Annotated in this window: 16 protein-coding genes; 9 read left to right on the top strand and 7 right to left on the bottom strand. The window is 41.1% G+C overall.

Annotation, left to right across the window (positions count from 1 at the left end; genetic code table 11):
* The first annotated feature begins 8 nt into the window (after positions 1-8).
* Genes era through acpS form a run of 4 tightly spaced genes read left to right on the top strand, consistent with a single transcriptional unit; the run spans position 9 to position 2774 of the window.
* The gene (era, locus tag ACMZOO_RS03985; protein WP_440905496.1) at positions 9-923 is read left to right on the top strand and encodes a GTPase Era; all 915 of its coding nucleotides are present in this window, start codon (positions 9-11) and stop codon (positions 921-923) included.
* Complete coding sequence (gene recO, locus ACMZOO_RS03980; protein WP_440905495.1) at positions 910-1632, top strand: DNA repair protein RecO; 723 nt, start codon at positions 910-912, stop codon at positions 1630-1632. Before era ends, recO begins: the two co-directional genes overlap by 14 nt.
* A gap of 38 nt (positions 1633-1670) precedes the next feature.
* Positions 1671-2402, top strand: coding sequence for a pyridoxine 5'-phosphate synthase (pdxJ, locus tag ACMZOO_RS03975; protein ID WP_440905494.1), 732 nt, complete (start codon positions 1671-1673; stop codon positions 2400-2402).
* A 9-nt stretch (positions 2403-2411) separates the two neighbouring features.
* Positions 2412-2774: a holo-ACP synthase gene (acpS, locus tag ACMZOO_RS03970; RefSeq protein WP_440905493.1), complete on the top strand. Its 363-nt coding sequence runs from the start codon at positions 2412-2414 to the stop codon at positions 2772-2774.
* A gap of 114 nt (positions 2775-2888) precedes the next feature.
* On the opposite strand, the gene ACMZOO_RS03965 is transcribed toward acpS, so the two are convergent.
* Both ACMZOO_RS03965 and rpmE read right to left on the bottom strand, forming a co-directional pair.
* Positions 2889-5114 carry an amino acid permease gene (locus ACMZOO_RS03965; protein WP_440905492.1) on the bottom strand — a complete coding sequence of 742 codons (2226 nt, stop codon included), beginning with the start codon at positions 5112-5114 and terminating at the stop codon, positions 2889-2891.
* A 377-nt stretch (positions 5115-5491) separates the two neighbouring features.
* Positions 5492-5707: a 50S ribosomal protein L31 gene (gene rpmE, locus ACMZOO_RS03960; protein WP_026016731.1), complete on the bottom strand. Its 216-nt coding sequence runs from the start codon at positions 5705-5707 to the stop codon at positions 5492-5494.
* 229 nt (positions 5708-5936) lie between these two features.
* Between rpmE and priA the strand changes: the two genes are divergently transcribed.
* From priA to hslU, 4 genes are all read left to right on the top strand, one after another.
* Positions 5937-8114, top strand: a complete 2178-nt coding sequence (gene priA / locus ACMZOO_RS03955; RefSeq protein ID WP_440905491.1) for a primosomal protein N' — start codon at positions 5937-5939, stop codon at positions 8112-8114.
* A gap of 902 nt (positions 8115-9016) precedes the next feature.
* A complete protein-coding gene (locus tag ACMZOO_RS03950; protein WP_440905490.1) occupies positions 9017-9580 on the top strand; it encodes an SPOR domain-containing protein in 564 nt (187 codons plus the stop codon).
* Positions 9581-9741: 161 nt separating this feature from the next.
* Entirely contained in the window at positions 9742-10272 is a 531-nt protein-coding gene (hslV, locus tag ACMZOO_RS03945; RefSeq protein WP_016955386.1) for an ATP-dependent protease subunit HslV, read from the top strand.
* 9 nt (positions 10273-10281) lie between these two features.
* Positions 10282-11613: an HslU--HslV peptidase ATPase subunit gene (hslU, locus tag ACMZOO_RS03940; RefSeq protein WP_440905489.1), complete on the top strand. Its 1332-nt coding sequence runs from the start codon at positions 10282-10284 to the stop codon at positions 11611-11613.
* Positions 11614-11635: 22 nt separating this feature from the next.
* Here hslU and ACMZOO_RS03935 read toward each other — a convergent pair whose 3' ends face one another.
* From ACMZOO_RS03935 to ACMZOO_RS03920, 4 genes are all read right to left on the bottom strand, one after another.
* Positions 11636-13312 carry an ABC transporter substrate binding protein gene (locus ACMZOO_RS03935; RefSeq protein WP_440905488.1) on the bottom strand — a complete coding sequence of 559 codons (1677 nt, stop codon included), beginning with the start codon at positions 13310-13312 and terminating at the stop codon, positions 11636-11638.
* A gap of 147 nt (positions 13313-13459) precedes the next feature.
* A complete protein-coding gene (locus ACMZOO_RS03930; protein WP_440905487.1) occupies positions 13460-13885 on the bottom strand; it encodes a phosphate ABC transporter substrate-binding protein in 426 nt (141 codons plus the stop codon).
* Positions 13886-13896: 11 nt separating this feature from the next.
* Positions 13897-15054, bottom strand: coding sequence for a DNA topoisomerase IV (locus tag ACMZOO_RS03925; protein WP_440905486.1), 1158 nt, complete (start codon positions 15052-15054; stop codon positions 13897-13899).
* A 54-nt stretch (positions 15055-15108) separates the two neighbouring features.
* A complete protein-coding gene (locus ACMZOO_RS03920) occupies positions 15109-16719 on the bottom strand; it encodes a methyl-accepting chemotaxis protein (RefSeq protein ID WP_440905485.1) in 1611 nt (536 codons plus the stop codon).
* 172 nt (positions 16720-16891) lie between these two features.
* Here ACMZOO_RS03920 and ACMZOO_RS03915 point away from each other — a divergent pair, with 172 nt between their 5' ends.
* Entirely contained in the window at positions 16892-18676 is a 1785-nt protein-coding gene (locus ACMZOO_RS03915; protein ID WP_440905484.1) for an ABCB family ABC transporter ATP-binding protein/permease, read from the top strand.
* Between the two features lie 17 nt (positions 18677-18693).
* On the opposite strand, the gene ACMZOO_RS03910 is transcribed toward ACMZOO_RS03915, so the two are convergent.
* Entirely contained in the window at positions 18694-19488 is a 795-nt protein-coding gene (locus ACMZOO_RS03910; protein ID WP_440905483.1) for a S1/P1 nuclease, read from the bottom strand.
* Between the last annotated feature and the right edge of the window lie 17 nt (positions 19489-19505).

Here is a 19505-nt window from a genome sequence, read left to right as displayed (position 1 = left end):
TGGTACTTATGACATTAGATAATTTAGATACTTATTGTGGTTTTGTTGCCATAGTAGGTCGCCCCAACGTAGGTAAATCAACCTTAATTAACCGAATTGTTGGGCAAAAAGTTAGTATTACTTCTAAAAAACCACAAACTACTCGTCACCGTGTATTGGGTATTCACACCCAAGGAAAGTATCAAACTGTATATATAGATACCCCAGGGTTACATTCAGACGAAAAACGTGCAATTAACCGTTTAATGAATCGTGCTGCGCACAGTTCGTTAGGGGATGTTGCTTTGGTATTGTTTATGGTTGAAGGTACACATTGGTTAGACGATGACGAAATGGTGTTAAAGCGCATCAAGCAGTCAGGTGCACCTTGTGTATTGTTGATTAACAAAGTTGATAACGTTAAAGACAAAGCCAGTTTATTGCCCCATTTGCAGTTTTTAGCCGCGAAACACGATTTTAAAGATATTATTCCAGTATCCGCGACTAAAGGTGAACACATAGACACAGTTGAAAAACTGGTCGAAAAAAGTTTGCAGCCGTGTGAACATTATTTCCCGGAAGATTATTTCACCGACAGATCTTCACGTTTTATGATCAGCGAGTTGATTCGCGAAAAAGTAATGCGTAATACAGGTGATGAACTACCTTACGATACAGCGGTTGAGATAGAGCGTTGGCAAACCCAAGCAAATGGTGTTTTAAAAGTTCATGCTGCAATTTTGGTTAGCCGTGACGCGCAAAAACGTATTGTTATCGGTAAAGGTGGTGAAAAAATTAAGACCATAGGCCGTGACGCACGTTTAGATGCTGAAAAAATGCTTGGTTGTAAGGTCTATTTAGAGCTGTTTGTTAAAGTTAAATCAGGTTGGGCTGACGACGAAAGGGCATTACGTAGCTTAGGTTATGGAGATGACTTCAGCTAACTTGCAGCGGGCAATGCTGCTGCATTGTAAGCCGTATCGTGAAAACTCCTTTATTGGCGATTTTCTTTGTGAACAGAGTGGCCGTGTTAGTGTTTTTTTTCGTAAAAGCAAAAAAGGCGCGTCGCTCAGTTTATTTAACTTATATTTAGTGAGTTTAAAACAAGGACAAAACGAACTGTTTTTCGTCAACAGTTATGAGCTGGATAAGAGTTTTGATAATTTACATGGCCACTTTTTATATAGTGGTATGTATGTTAATGAGCTGCTAAGTCACTTATTACCAAGAGTTGAGTTTGAACATAGTTTGTTTGAATTATACCAACTGACGATAGCAAACTTAGTGGATATTCAACAACAAGCAGAAGCACAAGCAGCCATTTCATTAGCTGTGCTATTAAGAAACTTTGAACTGTCACTAATTGACGAGTTGGGTTTAATGCCAGACTTTTTGCATACTGCGGATGAACAAACTAAAATTGACGCCAATCAATCTTATTATTTTGTCGCCGATACTGGCTGGGTGTCTAAACCTGTATTACAAACGCCGATTGTTTGTAGTGGTCAACTGATTCATAAAATTGCCCAGCGTGACTTTTCCAATAAAGACGATTTAGCTCAAACTAAACAGTTAATGCGTTATTGGCTTGATCAATTATTAGGGCATAAAAAATTAAAGAGCCGGGCGCTGTTTATTCAGCCAAAAAAATAGATTGCTCGCTCATATTTAAAACGGATAAAGAGAACAAAATGAAAGAAGTTTTATTAGGTGTAAATATCGATCATATCGCCACTATTCGCCAAGCACGTGGCACCGATTTTCCTGATCCTGTACACGCAGCAGCAGTTGCCGAGCACGCTGGTGCACATGGCATTACCGTGCATTTACGTGAAGATCGCCGCCACATTCAAGACAGAGACGTTGAAATACTCGCGCGCACCGTGCAAACACGTTTAAATCTTGAAATGGCGGTTACTGAAGAGATGATAGGTATTGCCCAACAAATTAATCCTGCATTTTGTTGTTTGGTGCCAGAAAAGCGCGAAGAGTTAACCACAGAAGGTGGTTTAGACGTTGCTGGCCAAGAAAAGAAAATCGCCGCTGCGGTTGAGCGAATAGCGGCCAATGGCACACAAGTTTCCTTGTTTATTGATGCGGATAAAATGCAGATAGAAGCAGCTAAACGCACAGGTGCGCCTTATATTGAAATTCATACTGGTGGTTATGCGGATGCTGAAACCGAAGCTGAGCGTGATGCAGAACTTGCGCGAATTAAAGAAGCGGCTGCTTTTGCTGATTCTATCGGCTTAAAAGTAAATGCAGGCCATGGTTTAAATTATCATAACGTTAAACCTATTGCTGAAATTCCACAAATGATTGAGTTGAACATAGGCCATGCAATTATTGCCCGTGCTGCGATTGATGGTTTAGAAAAAGCCATTCGCGATATGCGTCAACTTATGGTTGAAGCAAGGCTCTAGGTAAGTATTGTGATAGTTGGTTTAGGCACAGACATAGTTGAAATTAGCCGTTTTGATACGGCTAATGTTAATGCTATTGCAAGGCGTGTTTTAACCAAAGACGAATTCGTTTTGTTTACCACCCACAAACAAGCCTATAGATTTTTAGCCAAACGCTGGGCAGCTAAAGAAGCAGCGGCTAAAGCCTTAGGTACAGGCATCGCCCAAGGTGTCAGTTTTCAAGATTTCCTGATCACCAATAATGACTTAGGTGCACCACTACTCAGTTTAACTGGCAAAGCGCTGGAAATTGCCGGTCAAGTTAGCTGCCATCTTTCTATCTCAGATGAAAAAAATTATGCAGTTGCGACTGTAGTTCTAGAGCGATTATAAAAAACTATCTCCAAACATTAACTTCAGCTTATATTGAAGTATAAAAATCTTCAGAGTTTCAGCAGTACACTTAGCTTGGGGCTCAAGCTAAGTGCCTAGATTGAATAATGCTTTTTACGCTTCGAAACAAACACCACCCGCACTATAAACTAAAATCACATCGGCAGTCATTCGAGTTGCCATAGTTACTTTCTCATAAAATGCAGCTTCTTCTTCATCATTTGTTGGTGGCTCAAATGGCATAAATAACACAGCTGTATTGCCTGTGCGTTTAGCTAAAATAACATCGTCGTTATCACCAGAAAACACATGTACACTTGCATCTATGCGTGCAATGTTGAGCAAATCTTCAATGCCTTTTTGGTATTTGTCCGCTGGCCGGCCTGTCGGCAAGGTGGCCAATATACGTAACTGTCGGGTTCGCCACTCAGGGTTGCGTTTAAGTAAGTGGCCCAATAACAGCATTAACGCACCGTGTTTTTCACCTTTCCATAAGATATCTATTCTGCCTTGTGGTGGCTCCCAAGATTGACGTTCTTCTACACAATCACACAATAAAATACTGCGTTGTTTACGTGCGGCAATACGGATAGATTCACAATATTCACCCCAACGCTCTTTATTAGTGGTAGTGCCCATCATCACAGTATTTGGTTTAAATGCGCCTAAACCATGTGCTTGTAAAATGGTTTTTAAACCTGAGCTGATACCATCGTCCGAGACCACTACTGGGAATGCTTGCAAACCTTCTTCTCGAATAAATTTACGAATGCGGTTTTCAGCTTCTTGGCGGCGTTCAATTGTATGATTACCGGCAGCAGGAATAATTTGTGCGATAGAAACAATTCCCTGACCTGAGGCTAACCATTGACCATATTCGGCAAGGTGAGGGCGGCTGGTTGGTGAACCACTCAATACTAAAATAGATGGCCGCCAGTTTTTCGGGTGATAACTTTGTTGCTCTAAAGCTAACAAAGCTTTACGCGCTGCTTCATAAGCTCGGCCACTTTTTAAATCGCCCCAACGGCTAAGTACTTCTTGTGAACTAATCAGCCAATACAATACCACCATAATAATAATTGAAACGACCGCCCACAGTGGGTTCATCAAAAACATAACCACAACACAACTGACAGCACCTAAAAGCGACACAGACCAGTGAGCAAATCTAAATCTTGGCCGGTAAGATGGATTACCTACCCAACCTTCATAGAAACACGCCAGGTTTAAGGTGCCGTAGGTGATCATAAAAAACATACTGATAATGGGAGCAATCGCATTTAAATCACCCAATAAAATACCCAGCTGAGCAACGGCAAAGGTTAAGATAGTCGCGCGTTTGGGTTCGTCAGTTTTGCCTGAACCAACTGCAAAAAATCGAAATGACGGCACTATGTTGTCACGGGCAAATGCTTGTAAAATACGCGGTGCGCCCATCATGCTTGCTAGAGCTGATGAGAGGGTTGCAGCAAATACACCACCAACAATTAAAGCGCCAGAAACGGATATCTCTTTAACTATCATGGCATTGCCAAGTAGTTGATCTTGGCTACGGCTACCGGCTAATAAAAAGCCCATAAGGATGTAAATGATAGCAGTAAAAAATATCGCCCAAAGTGTACCTGAAGGAATAGATTTACTTGGATTTTTTAAATCACCCGACATGTTAGCACCAGCCATAATGCCAGTTACTGCTGGGAAGAAGAGCGCAAACATGGTGAACAAGTTGTCATTATCACGGAAACTCGGCTCTATGTTGGTGGCGAAATTGTCCAATGAAATGTCGCCAAGTGCACCAATAAAAAATGAGCCAATCGCCAATAACAGCAAAACGAAAATGCCGTATTGCACTTTGATTGTCCAACCCGCACCTATATAAACACAGACAAAGGTAATAATGTTGACTATGCTGGCAATTTGAAAAGTTGATAAGCCGGTATCCGGAAAGGTGTCTTTGAAGGCTTCAGTAAAACCAATAATATACATAGCGACAGACACTGCTTGTGCCAAAAAAAACACCACAGCAATCACTGCGCCAAACTCAGCGCCCAAACTACGGCTAATTAAAAAATAAGCACCACCACCTTTCATACGCACATTGGTCGCGATAGCTGACAATGAGAAAGCTGTTAATAAGGTAATCGACTTAGCCGCTAAAATAATAACAATAGCGTACCAAATGCCTGATTGACCAACCACTTCACCGAAACGCAAGAACATAATAACCCCGAGTATGGTGAGTACACATGGGGTAAATACGCCACCAAAGGTGCCAAATTTAGTTGGATCTTGGTTATCTGCTGAATTTTCCGGCAAAGCTTTTTTAATAATATCTATCACTATGAGTTACCACACATTTAACACTGGCAGATTAGACGGTATATTGGTTATTAAAGTTACTTCAACTGTGAAGTATAGTGTTTGATTCTATTTTTGGTGAGTTTCATAACCCGTTATACGGTTATGTATGTTTAAACTAATTTAACCAGATAAAGCAAAGCGTTAGTAGTTATTGTTATTGAACATTTTGTTCTATATATATAGCCAATATACATGAGCATTTATTTTATAGGGCAATGTAAATTTTAACCTTTAACAGCATTAAAATTAGCTCATTTATCGATTACCAAGTTAAATATCGCAGGCCTTAAAAACAAAAAACCTCGCAAGTGCGAGGTTTTTGCATCGATAAATCGATTAAAACTATTTTATGCAGCTTATTTTTTAGAGCTAAGTGCACCAAAACGTTTCTTGAAGCGGTCAACACGACCACCAGTATCAACGATACGTTGTTTACCAGTGTAGAATGGGTGACATTCTGAACATACGTCCAAGTATAAGTCTTTACCTACAGTTGAACGAGTTTTGATAGTGTTACCACAAGAACAAGTTGCAGTAATTTCTTGGTAATCAGGATGGATACCAGCTTTCATTTGGATAACCTCATATTGGCCCGTATAGCCACTGTGCCAAATTAACCAAGTTAACTTGCAAAGCACCATACGCGATTAATTAAAATAAAGGCGACAAAGCCTTCGTCATATAATGGCGGCGGATTTTATACCAATAGACGGATAAAAACCAGTAAAATTTACATTCAAACTCGCACCGCATTGCTGTATAAAGTGCAGTTAATTTAACAGTTTTTCGGAGCTTGGTTTTTTGTTTGTACAGGTCGCATTAGCTTTACCATTACGTAGGTTATTTGATTATCGTTTGCCTGATGGGCAAAGCTGTCAAATTGGTGTGCGTGTGGAGGTGCCTTTTGGTCGGCAAAAACTAGTCGGCCTAGTGGTTAATACTAAGCTTGAATCTGACTATCCAGCCAACAAAATTAAACCCGTCATTCAGGTATTAGACACACGACCTATATATAACCAACAGATGTTGAAAACGCTCGCTTGGTTACAGCAGTATTATTTGTGTCCACCTGGCGAGGTGTACGTTAACTTATTACCCAAAAAACTAAAAAATGGTGCGCCAACCGAATTACTTGAAGAACCAATTTGGCAGGTGGTTGCAGGTGCAAAAGCACCAGAAGGCCGAGCTTATAAACAACAGGCTTTGTTTCATCTACTCAACAAACTCGGGCCAACAGCACAAAGTTTATTAAAAGAAGATGGTTTTTCCAGCGCGCAAATCAAACAACTTGCCGACAAACAGCTGATTGAAGAAAACACTGATTTATTGACCAATAAACAAGTTGAAATTCAGCCTAGTGAGCATGACTTAACAGATGAACAGCAGCAGGTCATAACTAATATTCAAAGCAAAAATAATTTTGCTGTCCATTTATTGCAAGGGGTAACAGGTAGCGGTAAAACCGAAGTGTATATGCGCTTAATGGCCGATGTTTTAGCACAAAATAAACAAGTGCTGATTTTGGTACCGGAAATTGGTTTAACCCCACAAACCTTGCAAAGATTTCAACAGCGTTTTCATTGTCAAATGTCAGTACTGCATTCGGAGCTTAATGATAGTGAAAGGCACAATGCTTGGTTGAAAGCTTGGTTAGGCATAAGTCGAATTATTATCGGAACACGCTCTGCTGTTATGGTGCCTGCAGCTGAATTAGGTTTGATTGTATTAGATGAAGAGCATGACGCATCATACAAACAGCAAGATGGCTTACGTTATAACGCGAGAGATGTCGCGATTAAACGCGCAGCTGATCAAAACTGTCCAATTGTTTTGGGTAGTGCAACGCCATCGTTAGAATCATTAGCTAATGCACACGCTGGCAAATTTAATTGGTTACACCTACATAAGCGTGCAACGGCGAAATTGCCACCTAAACCACAGTTAATCGATATCAAACATCAACCTTTGCAGTCTGGCCTTGCGTATACTGTGGTGCAGTTGATGGAAAAACATTTAGCTGCAGGTCAGCAGGTCTTGGTGTTTTTAAATCGCCGTGGTTATTCGCCTGCGCTTATTTGCCATGAATGTGGTTGGGTAGCTGAATGCGAACGTTGTGATAAACACCTGACTTATCATAGAAACATTCAACAAGTGAACTGTCATCACTGTGGATATTATGCCAAACCGCCTGCCCAATGTGCTGAATGTGGTTCTAGCCAAATTGTTGATTGGGGCATAGGGACTGAGCAATTAGAAGAATGGCTACAGCAGCGTTTTCCGGATGCAAATCCAGTTAGGATTGACCGCGACAGTGTTAGACGCAAAGGTGAACTAGAAGCTAAGTTAAATGCTATTCAAGCGGGTGAACACAAGTTGTTAATTGGCACTCAGATGCTGGCGAAAGGACATCATTTTCCTCAGCTAACTTTAACTGTTATTGTCAATTTAGATAATGCTTTGTATAGCACGGATTTTAGAGCCGCTGAAAAAATGGCGCAGTTATTAGTGCAGGTGGCGGGGCGTGCCGGCCGTGCTGAAAAAACTGGCCAAGTAGTGGTGCAAACTCATTTCCCAAATCACAATTACTTAAATACCTTAATCGAAAAAGGTTATACCGAACTTGCGCAACTATTACTAAAAGAGCGAGCAGATAGCCAACTTCCACCTTATCAATATTGGTGTATTTTACGAATGGAGGCACAAAATCAGCAGTTGGTAGAACAAGTTTCACAGCAAATCGATAGCTTGTTTTCTGAGCAAATTTGTCGCCATTATCAAGGCGTGGAGGTATTTGCCAATATGCCAGCGCCGCAAGAAAAACGTGCGGGTAAATATCGGCAAATCATTATTTTTAGTGCGAAACAGCGCAGTATGTTAAATGCGGCAATGAATCAATTAACCGCTTCGCTAGAGCAAAATGATTTTGCCCAAAAAGTACGTTGGTTATTTGATGTTGATCCACTTGATTTGAACGGCTAATCCTTTTGATATTTTGTCGCTGCAACGCCTGTGCAATATAGGGAAATCGCCAGAGTACGACTATCGAAAACCGCAGTGAATACTTCATGTTCGCTTTGTTGTTCGGGGCAGGGAAGGTCATGCTGGTAGCGATATTTTTCGCAAAATCGCTGCAAGGCCATCCATGGCACGCTCTCAAACGGTATCCCTACCGATTGGAAGTTTTGCGAAAAACACCCGCTACCATCATTCCATACTTCAGTATCGCTGTCCCATCTACGCAATAAAAATGTTCAACGAAAGCTTAGCTGAATGCTGATTTTCTAAAACTTCAAACGTCCGGGACGACGTTTGGGAGCTTCCAAGGATGGATTTACAGCGATTTTAGAAAATCATGCTTTAGCTGGGCTTGTTTCCACAGGAGCTATAGCGCTTCATGATTTGTGGCAGAGAAGATCAAAGGGAATGGCGCATGTCGCTGCAAATTCTGTGCAGTATAGGGAAATCGCCAGACCATAACTATCGCAAAAACGCTGCAAGTACTTCCATGTAAGCTTCGCTTTTTCATCCATGAAAAAGAGATTTTGCTCTAAGTTATTGCTCTAGCACTTTCCCAAATCTTTATCGCTGTGATTTATTCGACAAGCAATAAAAATGTTCAATGAAAGCTTAGCTGAATGCTGATTTTCTAAAACTTCAAACGTCTTGGACGACGTTTGGGTGCTTCCAAGGACGGATTTACAGCGCTTTTAGAAAATTATGCTTCAGCTGCGCTTGGTAGCAACTTACATCTAGCGCAAATAGTAGTTAATTTAACCAACCAAATAATTTTTTCAATTAGTTGCACTTATAACGGTTTTAACTGAATTAAATGGCCTTTATACTCGTATGCAAAATTTATCAGCAATAACCAATCAAGCATTATGGCACGCGACTACGTAAAAAAAGGTAAACCAGCAAGTAGAGCAAAACGTGGAGCACAAGCTGCGCCACCACCGCCGCCTCCTTCTAAAAAGCCTAAAGCGCTAATATTCTTAGTCTTGGTTGTGGCTATTATTGGTGGATTTGCCTATTTTTTATGGTCAATTAAAGACCGAGCGCCAAGCGAAGCTGTTAATCAACCCGCAGTAGAAAAACCTCAGAATAAACAGAAACCTTTACCTAAAGTTCCTGAAGAAAAATGGGAATATGTAAAAGAGCTGGAAAACAAAGAGGTAGAGGTAGATGTGCCGGAGCGCGAAGACGGCCCTAAACGCCCTTATAAAATGCAATGTGCTTCGTTTAGAAGTGAACAACAAGCTAATGCGATGAAAGCAAAGATAGCATTTGCTGGTTTAGAATCAATAATTCAGCAAAGTGAAGGGCAAAGTGGTATTTGGTATAAAGTTGTCCTTGGCCCTTATGACTCTAAACGTGATGCCGAAGCAGACCGACATAGGTTGCAAGATATCAAAATCAATAGTTGCCAAATTTGGTATTGGTCTTGATTTGGTAAAAATCCCCCCCATCTACTAAGCAAAGACATTAACTCACCAAACTAGCACTTAATATTTGACCTACAGCAACACAGCTGTGGGTCTATTGTTGTCTCAATTAGTTTGGATTTTTTGACTCACATTTGAGTTATCTCGCATAACGAGGAAAGAATATGACTACTATTGTATCTGTGCGCCGTGGTGGCAAAGTGGTAATAGGCGGTGATGGCCAAGTATCACTGGGTAACACAGTAATGAAAGGTAATGCACGTAAAGTTCGCCGTTTGTATCACAACAAAGTCCTGGCAGGTTTTGCCGGTGGTACGGCGGATGCTTTTACCTTATTCGAGCGTTTTGAAAGCAAATTAGAAATTCACCAAGGGCATTTAACCCGTGCTGCCGTTGAGCTCGCAAAAGACTGGCGCACCGACCGAGCATTACGCCGTTTAGAAGCTTTGTTGGCAGTAGCAGACGAAGAAGCTTCGTTAATTATTACTGGTAACGGTGATGTCATTCAGCCAGAGCATGACTTAATTGCCATAGGCTCAGGTGGCCCTTATGCGCAAGCAGCTGCAACTGCATTGTTAGAAAATACCGATTTATCAGCTAAAGAAATTGTTGAAAAAAGTTTGAAATTGGCCGGGGACATTTGTGTGTACACCAACCATAGCCAAACCATTGAAGAATTAGACGCAAACAAGTAGGAGCGTGATATGTCACAAATGACCCCTAGAGAAATTGTTCACGAATTAAATCGCCATATTATCGGCCAAAAAAATGCAAAAAAAGCGGTCGCGATAGCGCTAAGAAATCGCTGGCGTCGTATGCAATTGGATGAAGAATTACGCCAAGAAGTAACACCAAAAAATATATTAATGATAGGCCCAACAGGTGTTGGTAAAACTGAAATAGCACGCCGCTTAGCAAAACTTGCGAATGCGCCTTTTATTAAAGTAGAGGCGACTAAATTTACTGAAGTGGGTTATGTCGGCAAAGAAGTAGAAACCATCATTCGTGATTTGGTTGATATTTCGGTAAAAATGACTCGCGAGCAAGCAACGCAAAAAGTTAAACACAGGGCGGAAGAAGCGGCAGAAGAGCGCATTTTAGATGCATTATTGCCACGCGCGAAAACGCCATTTGGTGACGATTCAGAGCCAGCAGCGGATAGCTCAACCCGTCAAATTTTCCGCAAAAAACTCCGTGAAAAACAGCTCGACGACAAAGAAATCGAAATTGATATTGCAGCGCCGCAGGTCGGTGTAGAAATTATGGCACCTCCAGGTATGGAAGACATGACCAACCAGCTGCAAAGCATGTTTCAGAATTTATCTGGCTCAACCACTAAATCGCGCAAACTAAAAGTGAAAGAAGCTTTTAAATTATTGATTGAAGAAGAAGCTGCGCGCATGGTCAATCAAGAAGACTTAAAAGAAGAAGCTATCAATGCTGTTGAACAGAATGGCATTGTATTTATCGACGAAATCGACAAGATTTGTAAACGTGGTGAGAGCAGTGGCCCAGATGTATCACGTGAAGGTGTGCAACGTGATTTATTACCACTAGTTGAAGGTTCAACAGTGACCACTAAACACGGTATGGTGAAAACTGATCACATCTTGTTTATCGCATCGGGTGCATTCCAAATGGCGAAACCGTCTGACTTAATCCCAGAATTGCAAGGTCGTTTGCCAATTCGTGTGGAGTTGTCAGCCCTAACCACTGAAGATTTTGTCTCTATTTTAACTGATACCAATGCGTCACTTACCGAGCAATACAGTGCATTATTAGCCACTGAAGGTGTAAAGGTTGATTTTACTGAAGATGGGATTAAACGTATTGCTGAGGCTGCTTGGCAGGTGAATGAGCGTACTGAGAATATTGGCGCACGTCGTTTACACACAGTGATGGAAAAGCTGATGGAAGAAATTTCATTTGATGCCAGTGAAAAAGACGGGGAGCAACTTACAGTTGATGCGGCTTACGTCAACAAATACCTCAATGATGTAATTGAAGACGAAGACTTATCTCGCTTTATCCTGTAATTTTATCGTCAGATAAACTCTGCTAACCAGTAGAGTTTATCTGCAAGTTTAAACTCACCTCAACTCTGTTTCTGCCGTTGCCTTTTGCTTGATATAAAGCTTCATCTGCTCGTTTTAATAAATCAGCTGATGACTCATCTTTTGTAAGTTGCGCTATGCCCGCGCTAAAAGTCACACTGTACTCGTTTGCGACTAATATATTGCTTGTCATACTTTGTAGGCGTTTGCATAAACTTGTTGTGTCTAAACTACTAGTGTTGGGAAATAGCAACAAAAATTCTTCACCGCCCCAGCGGTAGAGGAAGTCAGTTGGGCGAATACCTTCATCAAGTGTTTTAGCCAGCGCAATGAGTATTCTATCGCCTTCGTCATGGCCATAATTGTCATTAATTCTTTTGAAGTAATCTATATCTAACAATACCAAGCTGAGCTCTTTGTCTGCACTTATACAACGGGTGACTAATTTATTCAGCTTCTTCATGCCTGCACGGCGGTTGTACAATGAGGTGAGGGGATCTGTATGGGCGAGTTGTTTTAGTTCATCCATCATGCTATTTAACTGTACATTCGCGTCTTGTAGTTTTTCTGTACGGCTACGAACTTTGTCATCCAACACTTTATTTAATTGTAATAATTGTTTTTCCGCATGCATACGCCGTTGAATATTTAATGCCAATAGCGCGATGGCTGCCAGCAAAATGGTAAAAACAGCTAAACTGGCGTGGACAATTTCAGTATATTTTTGATAAAAACTTTCGGAACGTCCTTCAATGCGACTACCTTTTGGCAGCAAATCTAAGTTGATATCGAAGCGTTGCAGTTGTCTATAATTAAAAGTTGCGACAAAATCTGATTTATCGCGAATTGGGATGTCAGATACCTGCTTTCCTCGGATTATATCTTTAGCTATTTGCGCTAAACTCGCACCATGTTGTAGCGGATTATTCATCAGTCCACCCATGACACCTTGGTTAATTAAAATCGCGCCCCACATGCCATAAATAGGGACTGTACTCATATTAGTCAGTGGGAGCAGGTGCTCTGAAAAAGAAAAATACTGACCATTGCGGTCTTTGTGCATACCCAATATTAGATAGGCTGTGTCAGGTGTAGCTGTGCGCACACTTTGTTGCAACTCTGCTAACGAAAAATCATCCCAAATTTTGACCGATAGCCGAGTTGTTAGTTTTGCCAACTCTAGTCTTGCTTGAGCTGTCATGCGTGAGCCGAGTTCAGTTTTATCAGCCAATAAAATGACTTGCTGAACTTCGGGTTGAATTTTTTCAATGAGCTTAATATTGCCTGATATCTCCATGCCTTCGAGTATGCCGGTAAAGTTGTCCCTGTCTTGCAAAAGTTCTGATTTAAATACATTAACGCCGCCAAAAACCACTGGGGTGTCGGCAAATAATTCGGGATGGTTTAGCAGAAAATAAAAAGCCGCATCGTCGGCTGTAATCACCACATCTGGTTTAAAACTGCGATACTTATGTAGCAGTAGTTGGGTTAAATGTTGCAGGTGCACTGGGTCTGATACGAATCTACGCGCGTCCATATATTCAACATGGAAATTTTCATCAGGTAAAAAAGCGCTTAGGGTATTTTTTACCCCTTGGGTAAGTTGTGCTGTCCAATCGTACTGAGGATGGTATGAGTTGATTAATAATATACGTGCTTTGGTTTCTGTATCATTACTCACGGCTTCCTTGCTACATAAAACAGAAAATGCAAAGCAAATCAACAAGACTGCTTTCATGGAAATAACCGTTCATATTTGTTGCTGGTGTTAAGTATAGCTGAAAATTTCACGCGTGGAGTGCTCAATACCACGCGTGAAATACGGGGGTTAATTGAGTTTAAACACCACTTTTACGCTTGCGTCTACTAAACTCGCTTCAATGTAACCCACCATATTGGGGTTCGAAGCAACTAATGATTTTACCGCGTTATCATCCCCAGCATCTTTTGGTGGTGTACCTTTGCCCGTAAATACGAGTTTCGACCAATAGGCTTTATATTGAGAAGCATTTTTCTTACACACTTGTTCGTTAAAGGTATCACGTGCCGCTGAACCTTCATCTTGGTTTAACGGTACAGCTGCAGAGCCATCAGGAAATTTTTTCGATTTGCCAAGGAAAAGCCTCGACACGTCGTCTGCCGACATAGAGTCGAAAGATGCCGAAGGGTGTACAACTACAACAACTTCTGCCAAAACTGCAAAAGGAGCAAGTATCAAGCCGATTGCAGCAATTATTGCTTTAAATTTAGACATGATTAATCTCCTTAAAATACCGTTTGCAGTGCAAAGGCATATACTTTTTGGCCTTTTTGCCCGTCGCGGTCAACATCACTATACTGGAACTTAAGTGCAGTTCCTGCGGTAATGTCCCAACGTGTACCTAGGCTAATAACGTCGCGTTTATTCGCTTCGCCTGCCGCTTGTGCATCTAGTCCGGCAATTAAATCGGCTGTTTGTGGTGCAACCGGAATACCTTGCGATAAATCAGATGCTTCGTCGTCTGCTTTTGAGGCGGTTAAGTGAATTAACCAATCACCGGTGCGCACACCTATCATAATAAATTGGCGAATATTGTCGGCATATAAAGCTTCGTCGTCTAATCTGAGCTCCACGTGTTCGGCAGCCGCTACAAAAGTGCCTGTATCTATATTTAAACCTACTTCTAGGAATTTGGCATCATCCTCTTCAATACGAAACCTATCGGCATTTCTTGCAAAACCAGCGCCTTCCAAAGTTTGCAATAGCCCTGTTACGCCAGGCAAAGCTTCGAGATCTATTGATAGTTTTGCCATATGGTATGCGGCTCTAAAAGTCCACCAATCTTTGGCTAAGGTGCCGGCGAAACCAAGCTGGTTACGTGTTTTTGCTTCTATATCAACACCGCGTTCGTTGAGCACATCGGTGAAACCACCAAAATAAACTTGCAGGCTTGTATCAAAACTACCGAGTGTACCTGTGGTGTAAAAATCAATACCATTCACATTGTTAAAAGGTAGATAATAAACTTCGTTTGGTGGCGCTATCCAAGGATAGGCGTAACCAACGTCTAAATAGTCTGAGTACATGTAAAATGGTGTTCTTAAACGGCCAATGCGCACTGTGCTTTCATCGGTTGCTTGCCAACTGACATAAGCCCATTCTGCTTCAACTTTAAAACCATCTGTGTTGCGTGCAGTTAATTGTACTGTTGCACTTAGTTCATCGGATATGTCGGATGAAAGCTGGATCCCCAGTAAACTGTTATCAAAGGTGATATCTTCTTCTGCATAACCTGCGTAACTGGGCGCAGATTCGTCATCGACAAAGCCACCGCCTATCGACATAAAGCCTGAAAAATTAAAGTCGCCAGCATGTGCTAATGAATGTCCGCAGGAGAGCAGGGCAAGTGCACAAATTGACTTTTTAAGTCTATTTTGAATCATAAAAATGCTCCTAAGGATACTGCTATATTGTTATCTATACCTTCATTGACGGGATTACACTTTAAACTGCGAAGATAAACTTCTAAGTGCTGTTGTTATATCAACTGTATCTTCGGTAACAGAATCTACCTTAGATGTGGTTAAACTTAATTTTTCCGTGTTTGCATGGATCAAGGTCACGTTCTCCATTACATGAGCAAAAGTTTTGCTTTGTTGCTGGGTTGAGGCCGCTATTTGACTATTGACCGATGTAATTACATCAACATTATTTAGTATACTATTTAGAACTTCGCCAGATTTATTTGTTGCATCTACACCATTATTGGCTCGCTCGACACTATGTTGCATCGCATTAACTGCATTTGCCGAAACATCACGCAACTCACCAATAACTTTATGTATCTCTTCAGTTGCATGGCGGGTTCGTACCGCGAGTTCACGGACTTCATCGGCAACAACAGCAAAACCTCTGCCGTGTTCACCTGCACGAGCGGCTTCAATTGCAGCGTTTAGTGCCAGTAAATTGGTTTGTTCTGCAACATTTTGAATTGTATCTAATAAATTGCCAACGTCATTTGAAAAGGATTCAAATTTATTAACTATACCAGCTGCATGGGTAATTTCTTCTGCCAGCCCTGTGATGGTTTGCACACTTGCTGCTAAGGTTTTTTTGCCTTGATCCGCTGCTTGTTTAGCATCTGCCGTTTGGCTTGCGGCAGTTTCGGCAAATTCAGCAACCTCATTTACACTGGCCATTAACTGCTCAACTGCTTGCTGCAAGTCGTTCACTGCACTGTTTTGTGCATGGTTCTGTTGCGAATTTTCTCGGCTGGCTTCAGTCAACTGCGCGCTAACGCCGTTTAAACCTTCAATGTCTTCAGATATATTGGCAAAAGCAGCATGGAGTTTTTCGACAAACTGGTTAAAGTTGCTCACTAACTCGCCGATCTCGTCGTTACTAGTGTATTGGATGCGTACTGTTAAATCACCATTACCTGTGGCCATTTCATGTAAGTTGGAAGAGACGGTTTTAATATTAGAGGTGATAGAGCGTCCAATAAAAGTACTAGCGACAATCAAACCAATAACGGCCACAATTGCGATTGCAACTGTTAAGTGGTTGGCTTCTTTTGAAGAATCTATAGTTGAAGATATAGCGTCGGTAAACTCTTTACGAATTTGGCTGCGCAGCTGTGCCATGGTTTCTTTTAAATTTTCTAAAGTTTTGGCATTGTTAGCTGCATCGGTTGCGATAGTCGAAAAATCAACAGTGCCGTTAATAAAACCTCGTGACATTTTTTCTGAGGCTTCTACCCAAGTATCCAACAGATTTTCAATTTGGCGTTGCTGTTGTTTTTGTTCGGGGGAAAGATTATTTATTTGGCGGATGTTTTCTTTGATGTTTTCATAATAAGTTTTTGCTTGTTCGATTGAAGCTTCGTCAGCTGTTGTTACCGCACTGCTAAATTGCTGCTCCATGAGTAACACTGAGCCTAAGTTTTCTGTGGTCAGTTCTAATATAGGGTATAAGCGACTTTCTAACTTTTGCAGTGATTTAGTATTTTGGCTTTCAATCATTTGAGCATAAAACTGGGTAATAACAAATGATAAGATAGTAATTACAACCATAGCCATTAGTTTGTGCGAAATTCGCAGTGAAAACATGTATTGTCCTCTTCCGTCTCAAATGTAGAAGTCGCTGAAATAGGCATTCAACAATAAAAGTGTAGCAGAGAATAAAGTTTGTTCTATTTTTCTGATTTTTTTATATAAATCTTCTCAGAATTTTTCGACAAAACTAATTAAGATAGATGTTCTATTAGAATGAGATAACAATATGCGTCCATCCCACTTCAATGATTTTGAAAATCAAACATTAAATTGGCAAGTTATTCGGCAAATCTGGCCATATCTTCTGGAATTTAAGAGCAGGATTGTTTTGGCGCTTTTGTGTTTAGTATTGGCGAAAGTAGCAGGCGTGACGCTACCTTTTGTGCTCAAACATATTGTTGATGGGTTAAATGCCAACAATGGCGCTCAGGGGTGGTTAGCTGTGCCAATAAGCCTGTTGATAGCGTATGGGGTTGTGCGTTTTTTAAATACTTTAATCGGTGAAATTCGCGACACATTATTTGGCCGGGTGACTGAGCGAGCCATGCGCCGCTTGGGTCTTGGCGTTTTTAAACATTTACACCAACTTGATTTAGATTTTCATTTAACCCGCCAAACGGGTGGTATTGCTCGTGATATTGATCGTGGCACACACGGCGTCAGCTTTTTAATGCGTTTTATGGTGTTTAATATTGGGCCAACTTTATTGGAAATAAGTTTTGTTGTTGGGTTGTTTCTAGTTAATTATGGCTGGTCATTTGCGTTAATTATTGTTGTGGCAATAGTTTGTTATGTTGGTTTTTCAATATGGGCAACTGAATGGCGCACTGGATATGTAAAAGCGGCAGCTAAAGCTGATTCGAGCAGTAGCACTCGAGCGATAGATAGTTTACTCAATTATGAAACCGTTAAGTATTTTAATAACGAAGCTTACGAAGCGGAGCGCTACGACGGCGCGCTTGCAGAGTGGGAAATAGCAAAACGCAAGAATCGATTATCTTTATTTGTCTTAAATGCTGGCCAAGCTTTAGTTATCTCAACGGCTATGGCAAGCATGATGATTTTAGCCGCTTATCAGGTCAGCTTAGACAAAATGACCATAGGGGATTTTGTATTGGTCAATGCGTTTATGATGCAGTTGTTTTTACCGCTCAATTTTCTTGGGTTTGTTTATCGAGAAATTAAAGGCTCTCTGGCAAATATCGAGCATATGTTTGATTTACTAAAACGCAAACCTAAAACCATGGATGCGCAAGATGCCAAAGAGCTAGCAGTCACCCATGGAAAAATTGAATTTAAACAAGTTTATTTTTCGTATCAAACTGAGCGCAACATTCTGCAGCATGTTAGTTTTGAGGTAGAAGCTGGCCATAAAGTTGCCGTAGTCGGCCATAGTGGTTCGGGTAAATCGACGCTAGTTAAATTGCTTTATCGTTTTTATGATGTAACTGGTGGTCAAATATTGATTGATGGTCAAGATATTCAGCAACAAAGCTTATTGTCGTTGCGTAAAAACATCAGCATAGTGCCGCAAGACACAGTGCTGTTTAATGATACTTTGTTTAACAACATTCAATATGGTAAACAGGATGCAAGTGAAGCTGAGGTGCTGCAAGCCGTTGAGCTGGCCAGTTTAGCCGAATTTGTTGCATCTCTGCCTGAAGGTTTGCAAACCAAAGTTGGTGAGCGTGGGCTTAAATTATCAGGTGGTGAGAAGCAGCGAGTTGCGATTGCGCGGGCAATTTTAAAAAATTCACCTATTTTGGTTTTTGATGAAGCAACGTCTTCGTTAGATTCAAACGCTGAACGCGCTATTATGCGCGCTTTTAATCAGTACGCCAGTGGCCACACTAGCGTAGTGATTGCACATAGGTTATCAACTATTGTAGATGCCGATAAAATTATCGTATTAGACAAAGGCCAACTGGTTGAGCAGGGCACACATGCTGAGTTGCTGCACAAGCAAGGCCACTATTTTAATTTGTGGCAAGCGCAGCAGCAACAAAGTTAAATATGCTAAGTTTTTGCTTAGTCTGCCAACAGAATATTGAGTTGATGAGCGAGTCGCACCGCTGCTTGCATAATTCGCAGCTCGCTTATGCTTAAGTTAGTCTCTAGGTAACTTTGGCTGATTTGCGCTTTTTCTTTGCTTGGATAAATGTTTTGTCTAATCTGGACACTTTCGTTTATCCAATCTATTGCTGTGCTGTTTTGCCACTCTTGTTTGCTGCTGTCGGATAAAGCAGTTATTTTTGCCGATAAGGTTTTTCTCCAATAGCTATGTTTGTGAGTTGCAAGCATCTGGCTGTCCCATAACCTATGCATATTGGTTCGTTTATTCTGGAAGTAGACAGCAAAATCATTGCCACCTCTATCTTCACCATTGCCGGCGTGCAAGGGTTGGTGAATATCTCCAACCAAATGTAATACAAAGTACAAAGCTAATTTTTGTTGTTCGCTATTGGTACTTTGAGCCAGTTGTTTGCTGTAGTGCATCAGTGCTGTGTAGGCGTCACCTCTTTTTGGTGCGTGTAATTTTGCTTGGTAGCTTTGTTGGTTAGGTACAGTGACATAATGCCAAGGGGATGCGGTTTTTTGCCAGAACTTATCTTTTTGCCCACGCATTCTATCCAAATAGGTTGTCGCATGAGCAATAGTTTCATCGCCGAGTAATTGTTTTATTTTGTCTTTACTAGCAGGTTTCAACATGGGCTCTGCTAATTCGCCAATGAGCTCATGACCCATTGGCCCCCATGCATGTGCGACTTTTACACATGTCGCAAATAAGATAATAACTAAAATAGATAGTTTGAGTGTTTTCACTGCAATTGTCTGATGCG

Origin of the sequence: Catenovulum sp. SX2, assembly GCF_052056295.1 — a bacterium.
GTDB lineage: Bacteria > Pseudomonadota > Gammaproteobacteria > Enterobacterales > Alteromonadaceae > Catenovulum.
The sequence above is the reverse complement of the archived record's forward strand: the minus strand, read 5'-3'. Positions and strand labels throughout refer to the sequence as shown.

Bases quoted from the DNA above. Each gene is read 5' to 3' on its own strand.
- era (WP_440905496.1), top strand. From the start codon at position 9: ATGACATTAGATAATTTAGATACTTATTGTGGTTTTGTTGCCATAGTA.
- recO (WP_440905495.1), top strand. From the start codon at position 910: ATGACTTCAGCTAACTTGCAGCGGGCAATGCTGCTGCATTGTAAGCCG.
- pdxJ (WP_440905494.1), top strand. From the start codon at position 1,671: ATGAAAGAAGTTTTATTAGGTGTAAATATCGATCATATCGCCACTATT.
- rpmE (WP_026016731.1), bottom strand. From the start codon at position 5,707: ATGAAAGCTGGTATCCATCCTGATTACCAAGAAATTACTGCAACTTGT.
- ACMZOO_RS03950 (WP_440905490.1), top strand. From the start codon at position 9,017: ATGGCACGCGACTACGTAAAAAAAGGTAAACCAGCAAGTAGAGCAAAA.
- hslV (WP_016955386.1), top strand. From the start codon at position 9,742: ATGACTACTATTGTATCTGTGCGCCGTGGTGGCAAAGTGGTAATAGGC.
- hslU (WP_440905489.1), top strand. From the start codon at position 10,282: ATGTCACAAATGACCCCTAGAGAAATTGTTCACGAATTAAATCGCCAT.
- ACMZOO_RS03930 (WP_440905487.1), bottom strand. From the start codon at position 13,885: ATGTCTAAATTTAAAGCAATAATTGCTGCAATCGGCTTGATACTTGCT.
- ACMZOO_RS03925 (WP_440905486.1), bottom strand. From the start codon at position 15,054: ATGATTCAAAATAGACTTAAAAAGTCAATTTGTGCACTTGCCCTGCTC.
- ACMZOO_RS03920 (WP_440905485.1), bottom strand. From the start codon at position 16,719: ATGTTTTCACTGCGAATTTCGCACAAACTAATGGCTATGGTTGTAATT.
- ACMZOO_RS03915 (WP_440905484.1), top strand. From the start codon at position 16,892: ATGCGTCCATCCCACTTCAATGATTTTGAAAATCAAACATTAAATTGG.